Consider the following 19,434-nt stretch of genomic DNA (forward strand, 5'->3'; position numbering starts at 1 on the left):
TCAGTCCGGCAACAGACTCTGAAATGCGCTGTCCACCAACGTCCTTCGCTGTGTGTCGGTACGTGGGAGCGCGTCGGGGGAGACGCGGGCCAGTTGGTTGAAGCCGTGGTAAATGCTCACGGCGACAACCGCTCTGGTCCGCGCCTGCCCGGTGGTCAGCCCCAATTCGCGCAGCAATTCCGCGACGTATTCGATGCGCCGGTCCGCGACTCGGCGTAGTGTCGCGGCGACCGACGGCTGGTCGGCCGAGGCCAGTAGCGCCAATTCGATGTGTCCGATGGCCGCGTAGTCGATGACCTGGGCGAAGAGTCGATGCAACCGCTCGGCCGGGTCGGTCTCGATGGCGATCTCGGCGATCACATCGTCGGTGCTGCGCTGCTCCCAGCGCGCCAGTGCCGCCTCGACGAGGGTCGCGCGGTCCTTGAAATGCCAGTAGAAGCTGCCCTTGGTGGTGCCGAGCCGCTTGGCGATCGGCTCGACGGCGACTGCCGCCAGACCGCCCTCCGCCAGCGCGTCCAGTGCGGCCTGTGCCCAGTCGTCGGCGGTGAGCCGGGTCTTCGCGGCCGCATCCCCTTTTGTCATTCCCGTACGCTACCGTATGGTCATTCCAGGCGGCCCCGTATGGGTCAGCGGAGGAATGTGATGCCGACTTATGGGCGAGTCGAATTCCCGAACGAGCCACGTTGGCGCGTTCGTCGGGACCGATTGGGATTACATCGATTCCTACGAAATAGCGTTGCCCCCCCGGCGCTCCTTTCGACCCGCGGAAATGGACCCGAAAGATATTCTTCGGCAACCCTTTTCCCGATCGCGAATGCGATGAACGCGAGCACGTGACCGCCGATGCGACGCGTGCTCCTCGACTTTGTCGTCTCGGTTCTCGTCGACGACGGCACGGTCACCATCACTTCGCTGGTCGAGTATCGAAATCACTGGGGCCGAGGGTATTTCGCCGTCGTGCGCCCATTCCACCGTCGGCTCGTGCCATGGATGCTCGCGCGCACCGCCCGCAGTTTCGCCGGCTGACGCGCCGTGTCGAACGGATGCGGGGACGCCCTTGTTCGGTGGTCGTAGGCTGAACCCATGTCCGATGACATGCGCGGTGTGCTCTACGACATCGACGGCGTGCTGGTGACCTCCTGGCACGAGATCGACGGTGCGGTCGACGCCGTGCGCCGTGTGCGCGAAAGTGGTTTGCGCCGAAGGTTTCTCACCAACACCACCTCTCGCACCTGTGCTGAGATCGCCGAGCGACTGCGGGACGCCGGGTTCGACGTCGATACCGCGGAGATAGTCACCGCCGCCCGGCTCACCGGCGAATATGTGGGCCGCCGCTACCCGGATGCGGCAGTCTGGGTGCTCAATCACGGCGATATCGCGGCCGACCTCGCCGAGCTGACTCTCGACGACGAAGATCCGGATGTCATCGTAATCGGCGGCGCTGGTACGGAATTCACACATGACGCGCTGAGCCGGGTGGCCGAACTGATGCTGGACGGCATTCCGGTCGTCGCGATGCACGGCGGGCTGACGTGGGCCACCGATACCGGGCTCCGCATCGATGCCGGCGCATACCTACCGGGTCTGGAGGCGGCAGGCAATGCCGAGATCGCCGTGGTCGGCAAGCCCGCGGCGGCCGGATTCCGAACCTGCGCGGACCTTATGGACCTCGACCCGGCCGAGGTGCTGATGATCGGTGACGATCTGCACTCCGATGTGCTCGCCGCTCAGCAGGCCGGTATGACCGGAGTTCTGGTGCGCACGGGCAAATTCCGGCCTGCCGTTCTGGCGGCGGCTTCGGCCACACCGGATCACGTCATCGATTCCGTCGCGGAACTGCCCGCGTTGTTGAAAGGTCTGTCGAAAGAATTATTCTAAAAAAGTCCTGTAAAACACTTTCGGCGTGCCGAACCCCTCGGTATCCTGCCGTTGCGGCAAACAATCAGTGACGACCACTGTGGCAGCAGTTAGATCGGAGAGCGGCATCCGGCAAGCGCAATAGCAACCGCGCGGCCAACTTTCGGCTAACACCTGTTTCGCCGAAGGTTGAGACGAACGGCCCGATCCATGACGAGGGGATCGGGCCCTTCGGTATTGTCTGCCCCAATGTCACAGGATGCGAATACGGGACGAATGTATGCCGGGCAACCCGTAGAGGACCGGCAACGTCAGCGGCGTGCGCGTTTTCTGGAATCGGGCCTGACGGTCTTTGCGCGCGATGGCTACGCCAATAGTTCGGTCGGCGCTATCTGTAAGGACGCCGGACTCTCCTCGAGGCAGTTCTATGAGGAGTTCACCGGCCGCGAATCCCTCCTACTCGAGCTCTACGAGCAGATCGATAGGGAATCGCGCGATGCGGTGACCGCCGCCCTCGAGAAGAAATCCGATGCGACCGCGCTGGAGATCATCGACGCCTCGGTGCGCGCCTACGTCGAATCCATCGGCTCCGATCCGCGCAAGGCGCGGGTGGCGCTGGTAGAGGTCGTCGGCGCCGGGCCGAAGGTGGAGAAGTTCCGGCTGGAGCTACGTCGGGTCTGGGGTTCGCTACTCGCCGGCGCCGCGGAGGATGCCGCCTTGCACGGCGAAATCCCAACGGGCGATTACGAGATGCGGGTGCTGGCCATCATCGGCGCGGTCAACTACGTGGTGGATTCCTGGAGCGGTTCGGATCCGCGCCCGCCACTAGACGACGTGATCCGGGTACTCAGCCGAGTCATCATGGGGGCGGTCGGCGCGTAGTTCCGGCGGCCGTCGGCTAGCGTGCGCTCTATGGAGACGGTTCCCATCCAGATGCCGGACGGCACCACCGTGCCGGTGCGGCTGTTCCCGGCGACCGGTGCGCATCGGCATCCGGTGCGCCCGGATGCGCCGCGTCCGGTGGTGGTGATGGTGCCCGGTCTCGGTGTCCCGGCCGGGTACTACGAACTGTTCGCCCAGGAGCTGGCCGCGCGCGGCTTCGATGCCGCGATCGGTGAGCTGCGCGGCGCGGGTGACAGTCGCCCGCGCCCGAGCGCCGCGAGCACCTTCGGCTACCACGAATTGGCATCGGTCGACTTCCCGGCGATCTTCTCGGTGGTGCGCGACCGTTTCCCCGACAGCACCCCGTATCTGCTCGGCCACAGCATGGGCGGCCAGCTGGCGGTGCTGTACGCGTCGCGGATCCGTGGCCGCCTGGGTGGGCTGATCCTGATCGCCTCCGGTACCCCGTATCACCGTGGATTCCGCGGTATTTCGGGTCCTGGCATGCTGGCCGCCACCGCGGTCATGTCGCTGACGGCCAATCTGGCAGGCTTCTGGCCCGGCGACCGCATCTCGCTCGGCGGCTTCGGACGCCAGTCGAAGGTGCTGATGTCGGATTGGGCCCGGCTGGCCCGCACCGGCCGCTTCGTGCCCGTCGATGCGGATATCGACTACGAGGAGCGGATCGCCGGACTGAAGCTGCCGGTGCTGTCCATCACCATGACGGGCGACGATCTCACGCCGAGCAGTTCGGCCGCACATCTGCTGGCCAAGATGCCGATGGCCGAGGTGACCACCTGGGTACAACCGGAACCGTTGGGGCACAACGGCTGGATCCGTCGGTACGGCAGCACGGTCGATCAAATCGAGAAATGGCTGCGGGACCGCTGATCGGACGCTTGATGGTGACCGCGGGCTCGGCGCTTCATCGACTGGGTGCACGGCCATCGTGGGTAGGTGGCCACCCTGGGTCTGCGCTGCGACGAAGCGCAATCGTGCAAGCCGTCATAGGCTGGTGCTCGTGTCGAATGAGCAACGGCGGCAACTACATCTGGATGTCGTGACGGAATTCCGCGCCAATGCGGGAAAGGTCGGCGGGCAGTTCGCGAACACACCGCTGCTACTGCTGACCACCACCGGTGCCCGCACGGGCGAATCCCGAACCTGGCCACTGGCTTTTCAGCGCGACGGCAACCGCGTAGTGGTCTACGCCGCCAACGGCGGACGGCCGAATCGTCCGGGGTGGTACCACAATCTGACCGCGCACCCTGAGGCCGTCGTCGAAGTCGGTACCGAATCATGGCCGGTGGTCGCATCGGTTGCCGAAGGTGATGAACGGCAACAGCTTTGGGAAAGCAAGCTGGTGGACGCGCCATTCCTCGCCGACTTCCAGGCCAAGGTCCCCTGGCAGATCCCAGTGGTCATCCTGACCCCGACCGGGCAGAAGCAGGACAACCTGCTCCGCTGATTCCTAAGTGGGGTCGGTTTCGCTGAGGTGTACGGCGAAGCCGTCGAGCATTGCGGTTAGGCCGATTTCGAAGTGGTCGGTGTTCGCGGTGGCGTCGGCGGCTGCGGCGAGGCTGTTGTAGTCGGGAGCGTTCGGGGTGGGTTTGCGGCTGCGTTGGGCTGCTACGGCGGCTACGGTGTGGCTGAGGATGTGCCCGATTACGTATTCGCGGAGGCAGCGGGCGAACTGCAGGGCTATCGCGGGGGTGAAGCCGACGCCTTGAAGGCGTTCGACCATCCAGTTGCCGGTTTCGATCGCTGTGGCGCTGCGGACCGGTCTGGTTGCGAAGATCGGGACGGCGTTCGGGTGGCGGCGGAGTGTGGAACGCAGGCGATGTGCGTAGGCGCTCATCAGGTCCGGCCAATCTTCCTGCCATGGAAGGGTTTCCATGTCGAGTTCGTCGAACATCGCCTCGGCGATGCCGTCGAACAGGTCCTGCTGATCGGTGAAGTGCCGGTAGGCCGCCATCGGGTCCGCCCCGAGTGCCGCACCCAATTTCCGCATGGTGAAGCCGTCGAGTCCGGCCGTATCGATGACGGTCAGCGCCGCCGCGGCGATATAGTCGCGATTCAGTGTGATCCGGGTTGTCGGCTTTTTCATGCGCTGATCAGCTCCACCAGCCGTGCGACGAACTCCTTCGGCTGTAGCTGGTAGGGCACATGTCCGCCAGGGAATTCCACACAGTCCCGGCCGAGTTCGTCGGCCAGCGCATGTGCGGCGATGTAGTACGGCTTGCCGACGCTCTCGCGTCCGGTCGCGAGCCGCCACGGCACCTCGACCTTCCGGAGGGCGGCCAGGTCCGGGTGGTAGTCGAAGCAGAAGGCGGGCAGTTCGCGGCGCAGCAGCAGGTCGGCATTGTTCAGCTGGCGGGTCATGGTCGACGGCTGCGTCCGGGTGATCCGGCGGAGTGCGGCTCCTATCGCGAGCGATGCGCGACTCGCGCCGGCCATGAGGGCCTGTCCCGCGCTCGACCGGAATATCCGTGGCACATTCGGCATGGTCAGCACGCCGAATGCCGCGAACGCGCGCATCGGACTTTTCGCGATGGCGAGTTCGCCGATGTCGGCGATCTCTTGCCGCGCAGGGCTTTCGGCGGGCAGCAGTTGGACCAGCGGAGGTTCGTGCACAACCGCGTCGATGAGCCGATCTTCATATGCGGCAAGCAATTCGAGCGTGATGATCGCAGCACCGCTGCTGCCGAAGATGTGGGCGCGCTCGATGGCGTAGGCGTCGAGAACCGCGATGACATCCGCGGCCTGCGTCGCGACATCGATCGCGGCGTGTGGCTCGGTGAGCGGGCTGCGCGAATTGCCGCGCCGGTCGAAGGTGATCACGCGGAAGCTGTCGGCCAGCAGTGGCACGACAGCTTCGTACATTCCGGCATCACCGCCGCCACCGGAGATGAGGACCAGATCTGGTCCGGTTCCGGCCGCTTCGGTGTGCAGCCGGGCGCCGGGGGTATCGACGATTCGTATGACGGTCACCGCGACTCCTTGTCTACAACGTAGACCGAGTCTACATCGTAGACATATCGCCGCGAGAAGTCGGCCCGGTGCCGGATGCACCGGGCCGGTTGGACGTGATTACCGCTCCATCAACATCTGGGTGAAGAACTCGTAGATGAGTCCGGCCTGGAAGGCCGACTGCTTGTTGTCGGCCGCACCGCCGTGGCCACCCTCGATGTTCTCGTGGTACCAGATCGTGTGGCCCTGTTCCTCCAGCAATGCCGCCATCTTGCGGGCATGGCCCGGGTGGACCCGGTCGTCGCGGGTCGAGGTGGTCAGCAGGATCGGCGGGTAGGCGGCGTCGGCGCGGACGTTCTGGTAGGGCGAGTACTTGCTGATGTACTCCCACTCCTCGGGCTTGTCCGGATCGCCGTATTCGGCCACCCACGACGCACCGGCCAGCAGCAAGTGATACCGCTGCATATCGAGCAGCGGGACCTGGCAGACGATGGCGCCGAACAGTTCCGGATAGCGGGTCAGCATGACACCCATGAGCAGGCCGCCGTTGCTGCCGCCGACCGCACCCAGTTGTTCATGCGTGGTGATGCCGCGGGCCACCAGATCCTTGGCGATCGAGGAGAAGTCCTCATAGACCTTGTGCCGGTTGGCCTTCTGCACCGAGGTGTGCCACTGCGGGCCGTATTCGCCGCCGCCGCGGATATTGGTCATCACCCAGGTGCCGCCGCGTTCCAGCCAGCCCATGCCGGAGGCGCCGCTGTAGGCGGGGGTGCGGGATACCTCGAAGCCGCCATAGCCGGACATCACCGTCGGGCCCGGGGTGTCCTTGCGGTCGCGGTGGCGGATCACGAAGTACGGCACCATGGTCCCGTCATCGGAGCGCGCGAAGAACTGCTCGGTCTCGATGCCATCGGCGTCGAAGAAGCCGGGCTCCTGTTTGAGTTGTTCGGTCCGGCCGCCGACCGCGCTTGCGAGCAGGGTGGCGGGAGTGGTGAATCCGCTTGTGGTCAGCATGAATTCGTCGCCGCCCTCGAGCGGGTCGAGATTCATCACACTGGTGGTCGCCATCGGCGGGGTGTCGGCGAGCGGCTCGCTGTGCCAGCCGTCCGGACCGGGCGTGAGGACGTAGAGCTTGGTCTGCACATCCTCGAGGGTGATCAACAGCAGATGGTTCTCGGTCCAGCCGTAGCCGTGCAGTGAAGTGTGCTCGTCCGGGGTGAAGATCACCTCGAATTCCCGTGCGCCGGAAAGGAATTTCTCGAAGTCCATGGTCAGCAGCGCACCGGCGGGGTAGGTCTTGTCACCGATTTCCCATGGCGACTTCAGCCGGACCAGGAACCAATCCTTGTACCAGGACTCGCTGGCGTCGGTCGGTACATCGAGATGCCGCAGACTGCCGTCGCTTTCGAGCAGGTACACCTCTTCGTTGAAGAAGTCGGTGGCACGGCCGACGAAATGCCGTTCATAGCCGGGTGTCCGGTCGTAGCCTGCCGAGACCGCGACATCGCCTGCCTCGCCCTCGAATACCGTTTCGGCCTCGATGAGCGGGGTGCCGCGCCGCCAGCGCTTGGCGATACGCGGATAGCCGGAATCGGTGAGCGAACCCGGCCCGAAATCGGTGCCGACATACACCGAGTCGATATCGATCCAGCGGATCTCGGATTTCGCCTCGGACAGGAAGTAGCCGCCGTCGGCGGGATCGATGAATTCCCTTGTTTCGATATCGAATTCGCGCACTACCTTGGCATCCGCGCCGCCGCGGGACAGGCTGATGAGCGCACGCGACTGCTCCGGCCGCAGCACCGCGGCACCGCCCCACACCCAGTTCTCGCCCTCGGCGGTGCCGAGTGCGTCCAGGTCGATCAGCACATCCCAGTCCGGCGCTTCCTTGGCGTATTCGGCGAAGGTGGTGCGCCGCCACAGCCCGCGCGGATGTTCGGCATCGCGCCAGAAGTTGTAGAGCCAATGGCCGCGCCGACCCGGGTAGGCGATCTTGGTATCGGTGTCGAGCATGTCCAGGATGCGGCGCTCGAGCTCGGTGAACCGATCGGAGCTGGCGAAACGCTCGACAACCACCTCGTTGTGCGCGCGGGCGAAGTCGAGGGCCCGCTCATCGGTTACTTCTTCGAGCCACAGGTAGGGATCGGTCACAGTCTGCTCAACGCCCGTCATGTCCACATTGTTGCCGAGAGGCTTTGAAGGTGAGATATCACTCGATGAATCGGGCAATTCGGGCGGCCTGTTACCGGTTGCTCGACATCGGTTCAAGGCGTGGCATACGTACCGGTCGGATCAGTAGGATCGCTGCTCCGATACCGAACCGAGGCGGAAGGTGGCCGGTTTGCCACAGTTTCTCTGGGAGCAGCACTGCTGCCTGCCATTACTGCATTCCGCTCGGATCGCCGACCTGGCGCGCTATCCGCTCGGGTCGTATTTATCGGTGAACGTCGGGTATTCACGCCAGTCGACCGAGGATTCGCTCGCGCTGCTGCACAAGTTCCGCCGGGATGCGCTGGGTGACGGTCGGTTCCGGCTGGTCGAGCGGTTCGCCGATATCGGTGCCGCCGATACCATTTCGCTGGCCTTCGACCTGGAGGATTCAGGGCCGTTGGGCGGTGATCCGGACAACCTCGAGATGTTCTACGAACTGGGCGTTCGCTCAATGCTGCCGACGTACAACCACGCCAACGCGGCCGGTTGCGGCTGTCTGGATGCCGATGACACCGGACTCACCGCTTATGGCCGAGATCTGGTGCGCAAACAGAACGAGGTCGGCATATTCGTCGACGGTTCGCACTGCTCCAGGCGCACCGGACTGGACCTCGCCGAATGCACCGAGGCTCCGATGATCTACAGCCATTCCAATTTCGCCGCACTGTGGGCGCATCCGCGCAATATCACCGATGAACAGGCACTGGCCTGTGCCCGGACCGGCGGGGTTATCGGTATCAATGGAGTGGGAATCTTCCTCGGCCAGAATGCGATCGATGGCCGGGCCGAGCGGGTCGCGGCAATGGCCGCGCATATCGAATATGGTGCGGAGCTCGTCGGGATCGACCATATCGGCATCGGATCCGACTACTCCTTCGATGCCGCGGATTTCAATGACATGCTCACGCAGGATCCGGGGGCGTTTTCCGACGCGTATTCCAAGTGGGGGCCGCTGCAGTGGGTGCCGCCGGAGGACCTACTGGGGCTGAGCGAGTTACCCGGCGTGGATGCGGTACTCGCCGAGCGCGGATTCAGTGCGGCCGATCGAGCGGCGGTATTCGGCGGCAACTTCGCCCGGGTCGCACGGCAGGTCTGGCGCGACTAGCGCGGTGCCTCAGTCACCGAGGTGCTCAGCGGCGACGCGCTTGGGGACGACCATGCGCCACGCCTCGATGATCAGTTCCGTCAACTCCGTCTCGTCGATGGCATCGAGCCGCACCCGGACCCAGTTGTACCGCTCGTCCCGCGGCAGTGGCATCAGGAACTTGTCCGGCTCACCCGCCACCAGCGCCGCCCGTTCCTGCTTGGGAAAGGCGAAACCCATGCGGGTCTCGTCCGTGGACAGCGCCAGGTACACGATTCGGCCCACCCGGAACTTGACCCGATCCCGCACCAGCGCCTCGGTCGTTCGCGGCAGGCTCAGTGCGATCCGGCGCACGTCATCGGAGGTCACCACCGGCCCATTATCGTCAGCCGAGCAGCACCGGCCAGCGGCGTCGGTGCTGGATCGCGGTCGTGTAAATAATGTTCACCGGACCGACGATTCGGCCTGGTGCGTACGTCGATGGGCGTCATCCTGATCAACAGCCGATGGCTATCAGTGCTGTTGGAGGCCTGAGTGGTTTAGTTCACCGCCGCCGTGTGTCACAGTCGACAGCCGAGGTATCGCAACCCTGTACAGCTGCCTGGACGCAGAAAAGTTGCGGTGCCATGTGGCGCGCGTCTCATAGTTGCAGGGGGACGGTGGGTGAAGTTACCCCGACAGAGTTAGGCTCGACGGCGTGACTTCCCATTACGACGTTGTCGTTCTCGGTGCCGGTCCTGGCGGTTATGTCGCCGCCATCCGTGCGGCACAACTTGGCCTCCGTACCGCGATCGTCGAGCAGAAGTATTGGGGTGGTGTCTGCCTCAACGTGGGCTGCATCCCTTCCAAGGCGCTGCTGCGCAACGCGGAACTCGCGCATATCTTCACCAAGGAAGCCAAAACCTTCGGCATCTCCGGCGACGTGAGCTTCGACTTCGGCGTCGCGTTCGACCGCAGCCGCAAGGTCGCCGACGGCCGGGTCAAGGGCGTCCACTTCCTGATGAAGAAGAACAAGATCGACGAGTTCGACGGTAAGGGCACCTTCACCGACGCGAACACCCTCTCGGTCGCCCTGTCCAGCGGCGGCACCGAGACCATCACCTTCAGCAATGTCATCATCGCCGCGGGCACCGTCACCAAGCTGCTGCCGGGCACCTCGCTCAGCGCGAATGTGGTGACCTACGAGGAGCAGATCCTCACCCGCGACCTGCCCGGCTCGATCCTCATCGTCGGCGCAGGCGCGATCGGCATGGAGTTCGGCTACGTCCTGAAGAACTACGGCGTCGACGTGCGCATCGTGGAGTTCCTGGACCGCGCGCTGCCCAACGAGGACGCCGACGTCTCCAAGGAGATCACCAAGCAATACAAGAAGCTCGGCATCACCATCACCACCGGTGCGGCCGTGCAGTCCATCGACGACGACGGTTCCAAGGTCACCGTGTCGATCAAGGACAACAAGACCGGCAACCTGGAGACGGTCACCGTCGACAAGGTGCTGCAGGCCGTCGGCTTCGCGCCCCGGGTCGAGGGCTACGGCCTGGAGAGCACCGGTGTCGCGCTCGAGCGCGGCGCCATCGCCATCGACGACAACATGCGCACCAACGTGCCGCACATCTACGCCATCGGTGACGTGACCGGGAAGCTGCAGCTCGCCCACGTCGCGGAGGCCCAGGGCGTCGTCGCCTCGGAGACCATCGCCGGCGCGCCGACGGTGACCCTCGGTGATTACCGGATGATGCCGCGCGCCACCTTCTGCCAGCCGCAGGTCGCCAGCTTCGGCCTCACCGAACAGCAGGCCCGCGACGAGGGCTACGACGTGAAGGTCGCCACCTTCCCGTTCACCGCCAACGGCAAGGCGCACGGCCTCGGCGATCCGACCGGTTTCGTCAAGCTGGTCGCCGACGCCAAGTACGGTGAACTGCTCGGCGGCCACCTCATCGGTCCGGATGTCTCCGAACTGCTGCCGGAGCTGACCCTGGCGCAGAAGTGGGACCTGACTGTCAACGAGCTGACCCGCAACGTGCACACCCACCCGACGTTGAGTGAAGCCCTGCAGGAAGCGTTCCACGGCCTCGCGGGCCACATGATCAACTTCTGATTCGTATCGAAGACGGTGGTGTCCGGGCCGAAAGGACCGGGCGCCACCGTTTTTCATTGGAGCTGAACAATGCGACGCAAATGGTTGATCGGTAGTGCGCTGGTGCTCGTAGTGGTGCTGGCGCTGGCGGTCGGTGGCTACTACCTGATGAACTCGCGCACCTTCCAACTGGCGGGGCGGCTCGTGAACCGAGTCGACACCACCGACAAGGTGGTCGCATTGACACTGGACGACGGGCCGACGGACAAAGCGCCCGAGGTGCTGAAAGTCCTTGCCGAAGCCGGGATTCCGGCCACTTTCTATCTCATGGGCCGGGATCTGGCCGCGCATCCCGAATACGGAAGGGCCATTGCGCAGGCCGGTCACGAAATCGGCAATCACACCTACAGTCATCGTCGGATGGTGCTCGTCTCCGGCGATACCGTCCGCGACGAGATCGAGCGAACCGACGCGGAAATCGCGAAAACCGGTTACCAGGGCCCGGTCACCTTCCGCCCGCCCTATGGCAAGAAGCTCTGGGCGCTCCCGAAGTATCTCTCCGACCACGACCGCACGACGATCACCTGGGATGTGGAACCCGACTCGGGCAAGCAGGCCAGTACCGACGCCATCGTCGCCGAAACCGTTTCCAAGGTGCGGCCCGGCTCCATCGTCCTACTGCATGTCATGGGCCAGTGGCACGAATCCCTCGCCGCCATCCCGCGTATTGTCGGCGAACTCCGTTCCGCCGGTTACCAATTCGTCACGGTCTCGGAGCTTCTGAAGCACTGAGAATCGTCAGAGCATGCCGTAGGCGTGGGTGGGTGTCAGGCGAACGAGGGCGCGGCGGTCGGTGACCATGGCCTTGCGGTATTCGTCCCAGTCGGGGTGCTCGCCCGAGCCCGCCCGGTAGTAGGCGACCAGTTCGTCGACAGTGGAGTCGTTGGGGTCGGCGGCGACGGGCGTGAGATCGACGTCGCCCTCGATGACTGCGTAGGCGAAGAAGTCGTCGCGGGTGACGTGGATGGCGGCCCACGGATCGCGCACCAGATTGTGGTACTTGGCCCGGTCGGCGGTGATGGAGATGCGGATGATCCCGTCGTCACCAACCACATGCAGCACATTGGACAGCTGTGGGCGACCATTGCGCCGGATCGTGGTGAGCACGGACCGCTTGGTGGTCCGCGCGAAATCAACAGCCGAGGAAATTTCCATACCCACACCAACCGACCGCAAGCCCCCGACCTTCCCGCTGGTCAGTTGATCACCATGTAATGGTCGCGGTATCGGTCGAGAGACCGTCGCCACCGGTACATGGTGATCATGTCGTCCCTGGAGTGGGTGCTGGGCGCGCATCCGCCGACCAGGTCGGGGTCAGTCGCGGTGGTAGGCGGCTTGGGCTTCGAGGACTCGGGGCATGTTGGTTTCGACGATCTGGATGAGGTCTTCGAGGCGTTCGGCGATCAGGGCTCCGAGCTCGGTGAGGGTGTATTCGACTCGCGGGGGGATGGTTTCCTGTACCTCGCGATGGACCATGCCGTCGCGCTCCAGGGCCTGCAGGGTCTGCGACAGCATGCGCTCGCTGACGCCGTCGACGCGGCGGCGCAGGGCGCTGAACCGGTACGGCCCCTCGCGCAGCGCGACCAGGGCGAGGGTGCCCCAGCGGCTGGCGACATTCTGGAGCACCGGTCTTGACGTGCAGTTCCGGGCGAATACGTCGGCTTCCAGCGTCGGATCGTCGGTATCCACCAACGGCGTGCGCTGAGTGGTCATGGAATCGATAGTACCCAACTTGACCAAAGTGTCTGCGGAATGCATAGTGCTTACTATTAGTTAGTACTTGACGAAGCGTACATATCCTTGGAGGTAGTCATGACCGTCGCCGTAACCGGAGCCGGTGGGCAGCTGGGCCGTCTCGTCGTCGAGGCGTTGTTGCGCGAGGGGACCACGCCGGTGGTCGCCATCGTGCGTGATCCGCAGAAGGTCGCCGATCTGGCCGAGCGGGGCGTCGAGGTCCGGCAGGCCTCCTACGACGACGCCGAAGCGCTCGACCGCGCGTTGGCCGGAGTCGATCGGGTGCTGTTGGTGTCCGGCAACGAGTTCGGTGCGCGAGTGACGCAGCACACCAACGTAATTCGGGCCGCCGAGCGGGCGGGGGTGAAACTGCTCGCCTACACCAGCATTCCGCGCGCCACCGAGAACCCGCTCATTCTGGCCCAGGAGCACCGCGGCACCGAGGAGGTGCTCGCGGAATCGACTGTTCCGCACACACTCCTGCGCAACGGCTGGTACTGGGAGAACTACTTCGGCGCACTCGGGCACACGGTCGAGTCCGGCGTTCTGCACGGTGCCGCGGGCTCGGGTCGCGTCGCCGGTGCCGCGCGTGCCGACTACGCCGAGGCGGCCGCGAAGGTGCTGATTACCGACGGGCACGCCGGCCGGATCTACGAACTCGGCGGCGATGAGCGCCTCACCTATGCCGAACTCGCCCAGGTGATTTCGCAGGCCTCCGGCAAGCCGGTGCGCTATGAAAACCTATCCGAGCAGGCCTACAGCGCGGCGCTCGAGCAGGCCGGTCTGCCCGGCAACTACGCCGCGGTGCTCGCGGATGCGGACGCCGGAGTCGGCGACGGCATCCTCGATGTGGACTCCGGCGACCTCCAGAAACTGCTCGGCCGCCCCTCCACCCCCGCCGTCGAGGTCTTCCGCGCCGCCCTCGCCTGAGGCAGCCGAGGGTGAGTTCACCGGGTCGCGCGCCGCCGTCGCACCCTGGCGATAGCGGCGTGCGAACCCGGTGTGCGTCACAGGAATTGGTTGGCGAAGACGCCGGGGTCGCATGCCCTGCTCACGGCACGGCATGCGACCTCGACCCCCATCAGACCCACTGCACCAATTGCAGGATGATGCCGTTCGGATCGGCCGTCTGGAAGTAGCGCTCACCCCAGGGCTCGGTTTCGATCGGCGTGACGATCGGCACGCCCTCGCCCTGGAGTCGTTCGTACTCGGCATCGATATCGTCCACGACGAACGCGACCAGTAGCCCCTCGCCCGCACTCCCTGCTTTGTCTTTCGGCTCGAAGCTGTCGAGGCCGGTGCGCAGGTAGCACAGGGTGAAACCGGCATCGGGCTGGGTGACCGAGACGAAACCGTCGGCCGACATCTGCTCGGTGAAGCCGAGGTGGTCGATGGCGAACTTTGCCGAGGCCTGCGGGTCGGCGACATTGAGCGAGATGGCGGAAGCGGTGATTTTCACAAGGTCCTCCTCGAGAGCTGGACTCGAATACTATACTAAGTACTCTGTACGTTGTAGAGAAATTCCCGAGTGGCCGCACCGCGACGTGGATCACGCCGATACGATCGGGATCTCGCGAACACGAGGAGGCGGCATGACCGAGCAGTCACGGGACCGCAGCAGCGCGGGCGATCCGCTGCGCACCTTGGAACTGCTGTGGCGCGTGCCCGCCGCATCGGTGCGCGGACCGAAGCAGCGCAGCAGTGTGGATGCCGTGGTCGCGGCGGCCATCGAAATCGCGGATGCGGATGGGATCGGCGCGCTCACCATGCGAGCCGTCGCTACCAAGCTGGGCTTGACTCCGATGGCCACGTACACCTACGTGCCGGGCAAGGCGGAACTCGTCGACCTCATGATCGACGCGGTCTATCGGGAGATGTCGCGTGCCGACCTGACTGATCTGCCCTGGCGCGATCGCGTCACGACGATCGCCGCCGAGAATCGCGCCATGCTGGTCCGCCACCCGTGGGTCGCCTATCTGCCGACCACGCGGCCACCACTCGGCCCGGGCGTCGCCGCCAAATATGAACACGAACTACGAGCCTTCGACGGCCTCGGTCTCGACGACCTCGAGATGGACGCCGCCGTCACCTATATCCTCGGCTTCGTCACCTCGGTGGCGCGCATCGCCATCGACACCGAACGCGCCGCCGAGGAGAGCGCCATGTCCGACCGGCAATGGTGGGAACGCGCCGCCCCGCTGCTGGCTCAATTCTTCGATGCCGAGCGCTACCCGCTGGCCGCCCGTGTCGGCGCGGTCGCGGGGCAGGCGCACGACTCCGCCTACAGCGCCGACCACGCCTACGAATTCGGTTTGGTGCGAGTCCTGGACGGCCTGGCCCAGCTCATCGAAAACCGCTGAGCCACAGGGGCTACTGATCGCCGGACTCGTTGTGCGGTTTAGGGTGCCGCGCGGTGTCCGCACCGCTGGGAAGCAGGAAGCTGGTGATCACGATGGACAGAAGAATGAATCCCGCCACGATCAACACGAGGCTGACAGTCATGACGGCCCCTTTCTCCTCTAGAGCCGACAGTTAATTGCCAGCTAGCTTGATGGAGGGGTTTCCGATCCGGGTGCTGTCACACTATGGTGTGCGACACACGTCGGTTATATATCTCGAAAGCTATGGTGCTGCCTGACGACTGGGATGAAAGTCGTCATTCTGTGCGTGTCGTGTTTCAGTTTAGAGGCTACTGAGGGCGATCGCTCTGAAATTGCTAAATCGAGAATGGGCGGCGTTGGCGTGGGGGTGAACCGTGTGCCAACGCCGCGGTCGGTCAGACGCCGTCGCGCTGGATCCGTAGCGCGGTGATGGTCGCGGCCAGCCCCTCGTACTGATTGATGAGCAGCACGATTTCGATCAGGCTGCGCTCGTCGTAGTGCTCGGCAAGCGCGGACCAAGTGGTGTCGTCGATATCGCGGGCTTCGACCAACTTGTCGACGGCGGCGAGCAGCGCACGATGCTTATCCGACCACCCGTCGGCAGCGGGTCCGGTGCGAACCCGGTCCAGGATCTCCGGCGTGACGCCCGCCCGCCTGCCGAGGCGAATGTGATGGTCCATTTCGTAGGCGCAGTCGCGCAGTTGTGCGACGCGCAGGATGACCAGCTCGGATTCGTGCCGGGGCAGTCGACCGCCCGGCATCAGCCGCCCGGAGAAGTGCAGCCAGCCGCGGAACAAGCCCCTGGTGCGGCCGAGTGTGCTGAACAGATGTGCGTCGTCCGTCCCTGCCGCGCGCGAAAGTATCTGCCAGACAACCCAATTGATCGGGCCCAGCTCGCGGAGCCGACCGGGTGAAATGCGTGGTTGCAACGCCGAAACCATGCTCATGCCTCCTTGTCCGCCGCCGATGGCGGGGTCCGTACTGCCGGACCGAATCCGAGCGTACTAGCGGGTAGGTCCGTGATCGTCGGGTCGGCGGCACCGAATTGTGCGGTGTGCGGTTGCGGGACCTCGGCTTATCGGCGGAGTTCTAGGGGTAACGCTAGGGGATCGGCCGGTAGGGGTAGATCCGACTGACCGGTTTTCTATAGCTGAATTGTGCTGGTCTTCTTGGCTTTCCGGTGGTCTTCGCGGCGACGGCGGGTCATCATCAGTACCGGCGCGGTGGATGGTGGGACGCCGGGTCGAACCGGATGAGGGTAGGGAATGCGCGATGCTTGTGAAGATCAAGACCGGAGCGGATCTCTCCGGGGCCGAACAGGAGTTCGTGGAATGCCTGCGGTCGTATCCGACGACCGGTGTCGCGTTGGTCGGCTTAGAGGTCGGCGATCACGGATCTCGTCGGGTCGATGCGATCATTCTGACCCCGCGTGGCATTACCGTGGCCGATATCAAGGGCTTCCGACGCCGCCAGAGTGGGATCCTGAGCATTCCGGGCGACGGTCCGTGGAAGATCAGCGCAGAGCCTGCCGATCTGGACGAGGAGATCTCCGGCAATCCCGTCGATCAGCTGGAGCACAGTATGCATGCGGTGAAGACCCGGCTCGAGCGGGCGCTGATCGATCCCGGCCACATCTGCGGCGCCGTCGTGCTGGTGCCGTTCCGTGGGGTCGCGGTGCGGCCTGCTCGAACCAGCCTGCGCCCCGGCATGGATGTCGTGGTCTCGAATGCCCGTGACGCGACCGAACTCCGTATCTACCTCGAGGGTTTCTCCGCCGGACCGCGCAGCTGGACCGCTGATCGGGTCTTCGCCGCCTGCGATGCGCTCGGCGCCACCGAAAAGCCTTCCCGCGCCGAACTGCTCGCCGACGGCTTCGACGAGGTACAGCCCAAAGCGCCGTCGCCGTCGGCGCGGGAGCTGCGCCGGCACGTCATCCCCGCGCCGCTGCCGCCGAGCAGGCGGCAGACGGCGGCGGGGTGGGTGGTCTTCGCGGTTGCCCTCGTCGGAATGGTGGTGGTCCTCATCGTGATCGCGAGCTCGCTCGCGCACGATTCGGCCGATCCGGCCCGCGACCCGGAGACCTCGACGACGAGCGTGACGCCCTCGCCGCCGCCGTACCGGCCGACCGAGTGCTGGCCAATGCAGACCAACTGCTGATTCAGAACGCGGCTTCGTCCAGCTCCATGATGTCGTTATCGATCGCGGCGATAATGTTCTTCACCGCGGTCAACTCGGGCAGTGCGTTCTTCGCGAAGAAGCTTGCGACAGCGACCTTTCCGGAATAGAACGCCCGATCCTTCGCCGGTGCTTCGGCGGCCAGCGCGGCGGCCGCGATCTCGGCCTGCACAAGCAGTCGCCAGGCGATGAGCAGATCGCCGACCGCGAGCAGGAAGCGCACCGAGCCGAGCCCGACCTTGTACAGCTCCTTCGGATCCTGTTGGGACGCCATCAGATAGCCGGTCAGCGTGGCCGTCATCGCCTGTACATCGGCGGCCGCGGTGGCCAGCAGCGCCCGCTCGGTTTCGAAGCGATTGGTCTTCGCCTCCAGGAAGGCGGCGATCTGCCCGTTGACGTGCGCGAGCGCCACACCCTTGTCTCGAATGATCTTGCGGAAGAAGAAGTCCTGCGCCTGGATCGCGGTGGTGCCCTCGTAGAGCGAGTCGATCTTCGCGTCGCGGATGTACTGCTCGATCGGGTAATCCTGCAGATAACCCGAACCGCCCAGTGTCTGCAGCGATTCGGTCAGGTACTGGTAGGCCCGTTCGGAACCGACACCCTTGACGATCGGCAGCAGCAGATCGTCGACCCGGTGCGCCAATTCGGCATCCGCGCCCGAAACCAGTTGCGCCACATCGGCATTCTGATGGGCGGCGGTGTAAAGGTATACCGCGCGCAGACCTTCGGCGTAGGCCTTCTGCATCGCCAGCGAACGCCGCACATCCGGATGGTGGGTAGTGGTGACGCGCGGAGCGGCCTTATCGGCCATCTGCGTCAGGTCCGCACCCTGCACACGTTGTTTGGCGTAGTCGAGCGCATTGAGGTAACCGGTCGACAGCGTGCCGGCGGACTTGATGCCGACCACCATGCGGGCGTTCTCGATCACCTGGAACATCTGCGCGATGCCGTTGTGCACCTCGCCGACCAGCCAGCCCTTGGCGGGCACATCGGTCGCGCCGAAGGTCAACTCGCAAGTGGGCGAGGACTTCAGGCCCATCTTGTGCTCGACACCGGTCACGTAGACGCCATTGCGGTCGCCCAGCTCGAGCGTCTCGTGATCGAACAGGAATTTCGGCACGTAGAACAGCGAGAGGCCCTTGGTGCCGGGACCGGCACCCTCCGGACGAGCCAGCACCAGGTGGAAGACGTTCTCGGCGGTCTCACCGACATCACCGCCGGAGATGAAGCGCTTGACGCCCTCGATATGCCAGGAGCCGTCCTCCTGCTCGACCGCCTTGGTGCGTCCCGCGCCGACATCGGAACCGGCATCGGGCTCGGTCAGCACCATGGTGCCCGCCCAGCCGCGGTCGTAACCCTTTGTGGCCCACTGCTTCTGCTGTTCGGTGCCGACGTTGAACAGCACCGAGGACATCACCGGGCCCATATTGAAGAAGCTCGCGGCCGGGTTGGCGCAGGTGAGCATCTCGTTGATCGACCAGATGACCGCGGCGGGCGCGGGCGTGCCGCCCATGCCCTCCGGCATGCCGAGCCGACTCCAGTCGGCCTCGTGCACGGCCTGGACGGTCTTGCGTAGCGGTTCGGGCACCGAAATCGAGAAGGTGGCCGGATCGTAGACCACCGGATCGCGGTCGGCCGCGACGAAGGATTCGGCTACCGGCCCCTCGGCCAGCCGCTTCGCCTCGGCCAGGATCTCCCGCACGGTTTCCGAATCAAGATCGCCGTAGGCACCCGTATCAAGGAGTTTGTCCAGTTCCAGCACCTCGAACAGGTTGAACTCGATATCCCGAACGTTCGCCTTGTAGTGACCCACCGGTCCTCCTCGGACTCACGCCTCCACGACCGGGCAGCCGCGGAATCGGCGTTTTGACGTTGTACAAAAAGAGCCTGCCGTACCGCTGTCTTGCTACGCAACCGTAGGCAGCGCGGGGCCCTCACAGCGGTTTGCCGACCGATTTCTGCAAACGTTCACACGGTGGAAATGTGCGAAACGGACTCGTCAC

Annotated in this window: 22 protein-coding genes; 11 read left to right on the plus strand and 11 right to left on the minus strand. The window is 64.8% G+C overall.

Translation table 11 applies throughout. The features are described 5' to 3' along the window. The gene (locus tag ACIBW7_RS25000; protein WP_397050211.1) at positions 1-582 is read right to left on the minus strand and encodes a TetR/AcrR family transcriptional regulator; all 582 of its coding nucleotides are present in this window, start codon (positions 580-582) and stop codon (positions 1-3) included. Between the two features lie 261 nt (positions 583-843). Between ACIBW7_RS25000 and ACIBW7_RS25005 the strand changes: the two genes are divergently transcribed. The 5 genes from ACIBW7_RS25005 to ACIBW7_RS25025 all read left to right on the plus strand — a co-directional run bounded on the left by ACIBW7_RS25005 (position 844) and on the right by ACIBW7_RS25025 (position 4,207). Beyond that, the gene (locus ACIBW7_RS25005) at positions 844-1,026 is read left to right on the plus strand and encodes a DUF2867 domain-containing protein (protein WP_397050213.1); all 183 of its coding nucleotides are present in this window, start codon (positions 844-846) and stop codon (positions 1,024-1,026) included. Positions 1,027-1,083: 57 nt separating this feature from the next. After that, entirely contained in the window at positions 1,084-1,878 is a 795-nt protein-coding gene (locus ACIBW7_RS25010; protein WP_397050215.1) for an HAD-IIA family hydrolase, read from the plus strand. Between the two features lie 228 nt (positions 1,879-2,106). Next, positions 2,107-2,739: a TetR/AcrR family transcriptional regulator gene (locus ACIBW7_RS25015; RefSeq protein WP_040696569.1), complete on the plus strand. Its 633-nt coding sequence runs from the start codon at positions 2,107-2,109 to the stop codon at positions 2,737-2,739. Positions 2,740-2,769: 30 nt separating this feature from the next. Beyond that, positions 2,770-3,630 carry an alpha/beta fold hydrolase gene (locus ACIBW7_RS25020; protein WP_397050218.1) on the plus strand — a complete coding sequence of 287 codons (861 nt, stop codon included), beginning with the start codon at positions 2,770-2,772 and terminating at the stop codon, positions 3,628-3,630. 130 nt (positions 3,631-3,760) lie between these two features. Beyond that, complete coding sequence (locus ACIBW7_RS25025) at positions 3,761-4,207, plus strand: nitroreductase/quinone reductase family protein (RefSeq protein ID WP_397050220.1); 447 nt, start codon at positions 3,761-3,763, stop codon at positions 4,205-4,207. 3 nt (positions 4,208-4,210) lie between these two features. Here the strand turns inward: ACIBW7_RS25025 and ACIBW7_RS25030 are convergent, their stop codons facing one another. The 3 genes from ACIBW7_RS25030 to ACIBW7_RS25040 all read right to left on the minus strand — a co-directional run bounded on the left by ACIBW7_RS25030 (position 4,211) and on the right by ACIBW7_RS25040 (position 7,881). Beyond that, positions 4,211-4,846 (minus strand): TetR/AcrR family transcriptional regulator C-terminal domain-containing protein, encoded by a 636-nt coding sequence (locus ACIBW7_RS25030; RefSeq protein ID WP_397050222.1) that lies wholly within the window; start codon positions 4,844-4,846, stop codon positions 4,211-4,213. Continuing rightward, a complete protein-coding gene (locus ACIBW7_RS25035; protein WP_397050224.1) occupies positions 4,843-5,730 on the minus strand; it encodes an alpha/beta fold hydrolase in 888 nt (295 codons plus the stop codon). Before ACIBW7_RS25035 ends, ACIBW7_RS25030 begins: the two co-directional genes overlap by 4 nt. 99 nt (positions 5,731-5,829) lie before the next feature. After that, on the minus strand, positions 5,830-7,881 hold the full coding sequence (locus ACIBW7_RS25040) for a prolyl oligopeptidase family protein (RefSeq protein ID WP_397050226.1): 2,052 nt from the start codon (positions 7,879-7,881) through the stop codon (positions 5,830-5,832). 169 nt (positions 7,882-8,050) lie between these two features. Here ACIBW7_RS25040 and ACIBW7_RS25045 point away from each other — a divergent pair, with 169 nt between their 5' ends. Next, complete coding sequence (locus ACIBW7_RS25045; protein ID WP_397050228.1) at positions 8,051-9,025, plus strand: dipeptidase; 975 nt, start codon at positions 8,051-8,053, stop codon at positions 9,023-9,025. Positions 9,026-9,034: 9 nt separating this feature from the next. On the opposite strand, the gene ACIBW7_RS25050 is transcribed toward ACIBW7_RS25045, so the two are convergent. Next, positions 9,035-9,376, minus strand: coding sequence for an MmcQ/YjbR family DNA-binding protein (locus ACIBW7_RS25050; RefSeq protein WP_397050230.1), 342 nt, complete (start codon positions 9,374-9,376; stop codon positions 9,035-9,037). A gap of 325 nt (positions 9,377-9,701) precedes the next feature. Here ACIBW7_RS25050 and lpdA point away from each other — a divergent pair, with 325 nt between their 5' ends. Together lpdA and ACIBW7_RS25060 are read left to right on the plus strand one after the other, a co-directional pair. Next, positions 9,702-11,102, plus strand: a complete 1,401-nt coding sequence (gene lpdA, locus ACIBW7_RS25055) for a dihydrolipoyl dehydrogenase (RefSeq protein ID WP_397050232.1) — start codon at positions 9,702-9,704, stop codon at positions 11,100-11,102. 69 nt (positions 11,103-11,171) lie between these two features. Beyond that, complete coding sequence (locus ACIBW7_RS25060) at positions 11,172-11,873, plus strand: polysaccharide deacetylase family protein (protein ID WP_397050234.1); 702 nt, start codon at positions 11,172-11,174, stop codon at positions 11,871-11,873. Between the two features lie 6 nt (positions 11,874-11,879). Here ACIBW7_RS25060 and ACIBW7_RS25065 read toward each other — a convergent pair whose 3' ends face one another. Together ACIBW7_RS25065 and ACIBW7_RS25070 are read right to left on the minus strand one after the other, a co-directional pair. Beyond that, positions 11,880-12,296, minus strand: a complete 417-nt coding sequence (locus ACIBW7_RS25065; RefSeq protein WP_397050236.1) for a PPOX class F420-dependent oxidoreductase — start codon at positions 12,294-12,296, stop codon at positions 11,880-11,882. Positions 12,297-12,455: 159 nt separating this feature from the next. Further along, positions 12,456-12,854 (minus strand): winged helix-turn-helix transcriptional regulator, encoded by a 399-nt coding sequence (locus ACIBW7_RS25070; RefSeq protein ID WP_397050238.1) that lies wholly within the window; start codon positions 12,852-12,854, stop codon positions 12,456-12,458. A 99-nt stretch (positions 12,855-12,953) separates the two neighbouring features. Here ACIBW7_RS25070 and ACIBW7_RS25075 point away from each other — a divergent pair, with 99 nt between their 5' ends. Beyond that, on the plus strand, positions 12,954-13,805 hold the full coding sequence (locus tag ACIBW7_RS25075) for an SDR family oxidoreductase (RefSeq protein WP_397050240.1): 852 nt from the start codon (positions 12,954-12,956) through the stop codon (positions 13,803-13,805). 151 nt (positions 13,806-13,956) lie between these two features. Here the strand turns inward: ACIBW7_RS25075 and ACIBW7_RS25080 are convergent, their stop codons facing one another. Beyond that, positions 13,957-14,334 carry a VOC family protein gene (locus tag ACIBW7_RS25080; RefSeq protein WP_397050242.1) on the minus strand — a complete coding sequence of 126 codons (378 nt, stop codon included), beginning with the start codon at positions 14,332-14,334 and terminating at the stop codon, positions 13,957-13,959. Between the two features lie 133 nt (positions 14,335-14,467). Here ACIBW7_RS25080 and ACIBW7_RS25085 point away from each other — a divergent pair, with 133 nt between their 5' ends. Next, the gene (locus ACIBW7_RS25085) at positions 14,468-15,235 is read left to right on the plus strand and encodes a TetR/AcrR family transcriptional regulator C-terminal domain-containing protein (protein WP_397050244.1); all 768 of its coding nucleotides are present in this window, start codon (positions 14,468-14,470) and stop codon (positions 15,233-15,235) included. 10 nt (positions 15,236-15,245) lie between these two features. Here ACIBW7_RS25085 and ACIBW7_RS25090 read toward each other — a convergent pair whose 3' ends face one another. After that, positions 15,246-15,377, minus strand: coding sequence for a hypothetical protein (locus ACIBW7_RS25090; RefSeq protein WP_397050246.1), 132 nt, complete (start codon positions 15,375-15,377; stop codon positions 15,246-15,248). Between the two features lie 274 nt (positions 15,378-15,651). Beyond that, on the minus strand, positions 15,652-16,185 hold the full coding sequence (locus ACIBW7_RS25095; protein ID WP_397050783.1) for a carboxymuconolactone decarboxylase family protein: 534 nt from the start codon (positions 16,183-16,185) through the stop codon (positions 15,652-15,654). A gap of 343 nt (positions 16,186-16,528) precedes the next feature. Between ACIBW7_RS25095 and ACIBW7_RS25100 the strand changes: the two genes are divergently transcribed. After that, positions 16,529-17,413, plus strand: coding sequence for a nuclease-related domain-containing protein (locus ACIBW7_RS25100; RefSeq protein WP_397050248.1), 885 nt, complete (start codon positions 16,529-16,531; stop codon positions 17,411-17,413). Between the two features lies 1 nt (position 17,414). Here ACIBW7_RS25100 and ACIBW7_RS25105 read toward each other — a convergent pair whose 3' ends face one another. Further along, the gene (locus tag ACIBW7_RS25105; RefSeq protein WP_397050250.1) at positions 17,415-19,244 is read right to left on the minus strand and encodes an acyl-CoA dehydrogenase; all 1,830 of its coding nucleotides are present in this window, start codon (positions 19,242-19,244) and stop codon (positions 17,415-17,417) included. Positions 19,245-19,434: the final 190 nt, after the last annotated feature.

The organism is Nocardia sp. NPDC049526 (assembly GCF_044465765.1).
In the GTDB taxonomy this organism is placed as follows: Bacteria; Actinomycetota; Actinomycetes; order Mycobacteriales; family Mycobacteriaceae; genus Nocardia.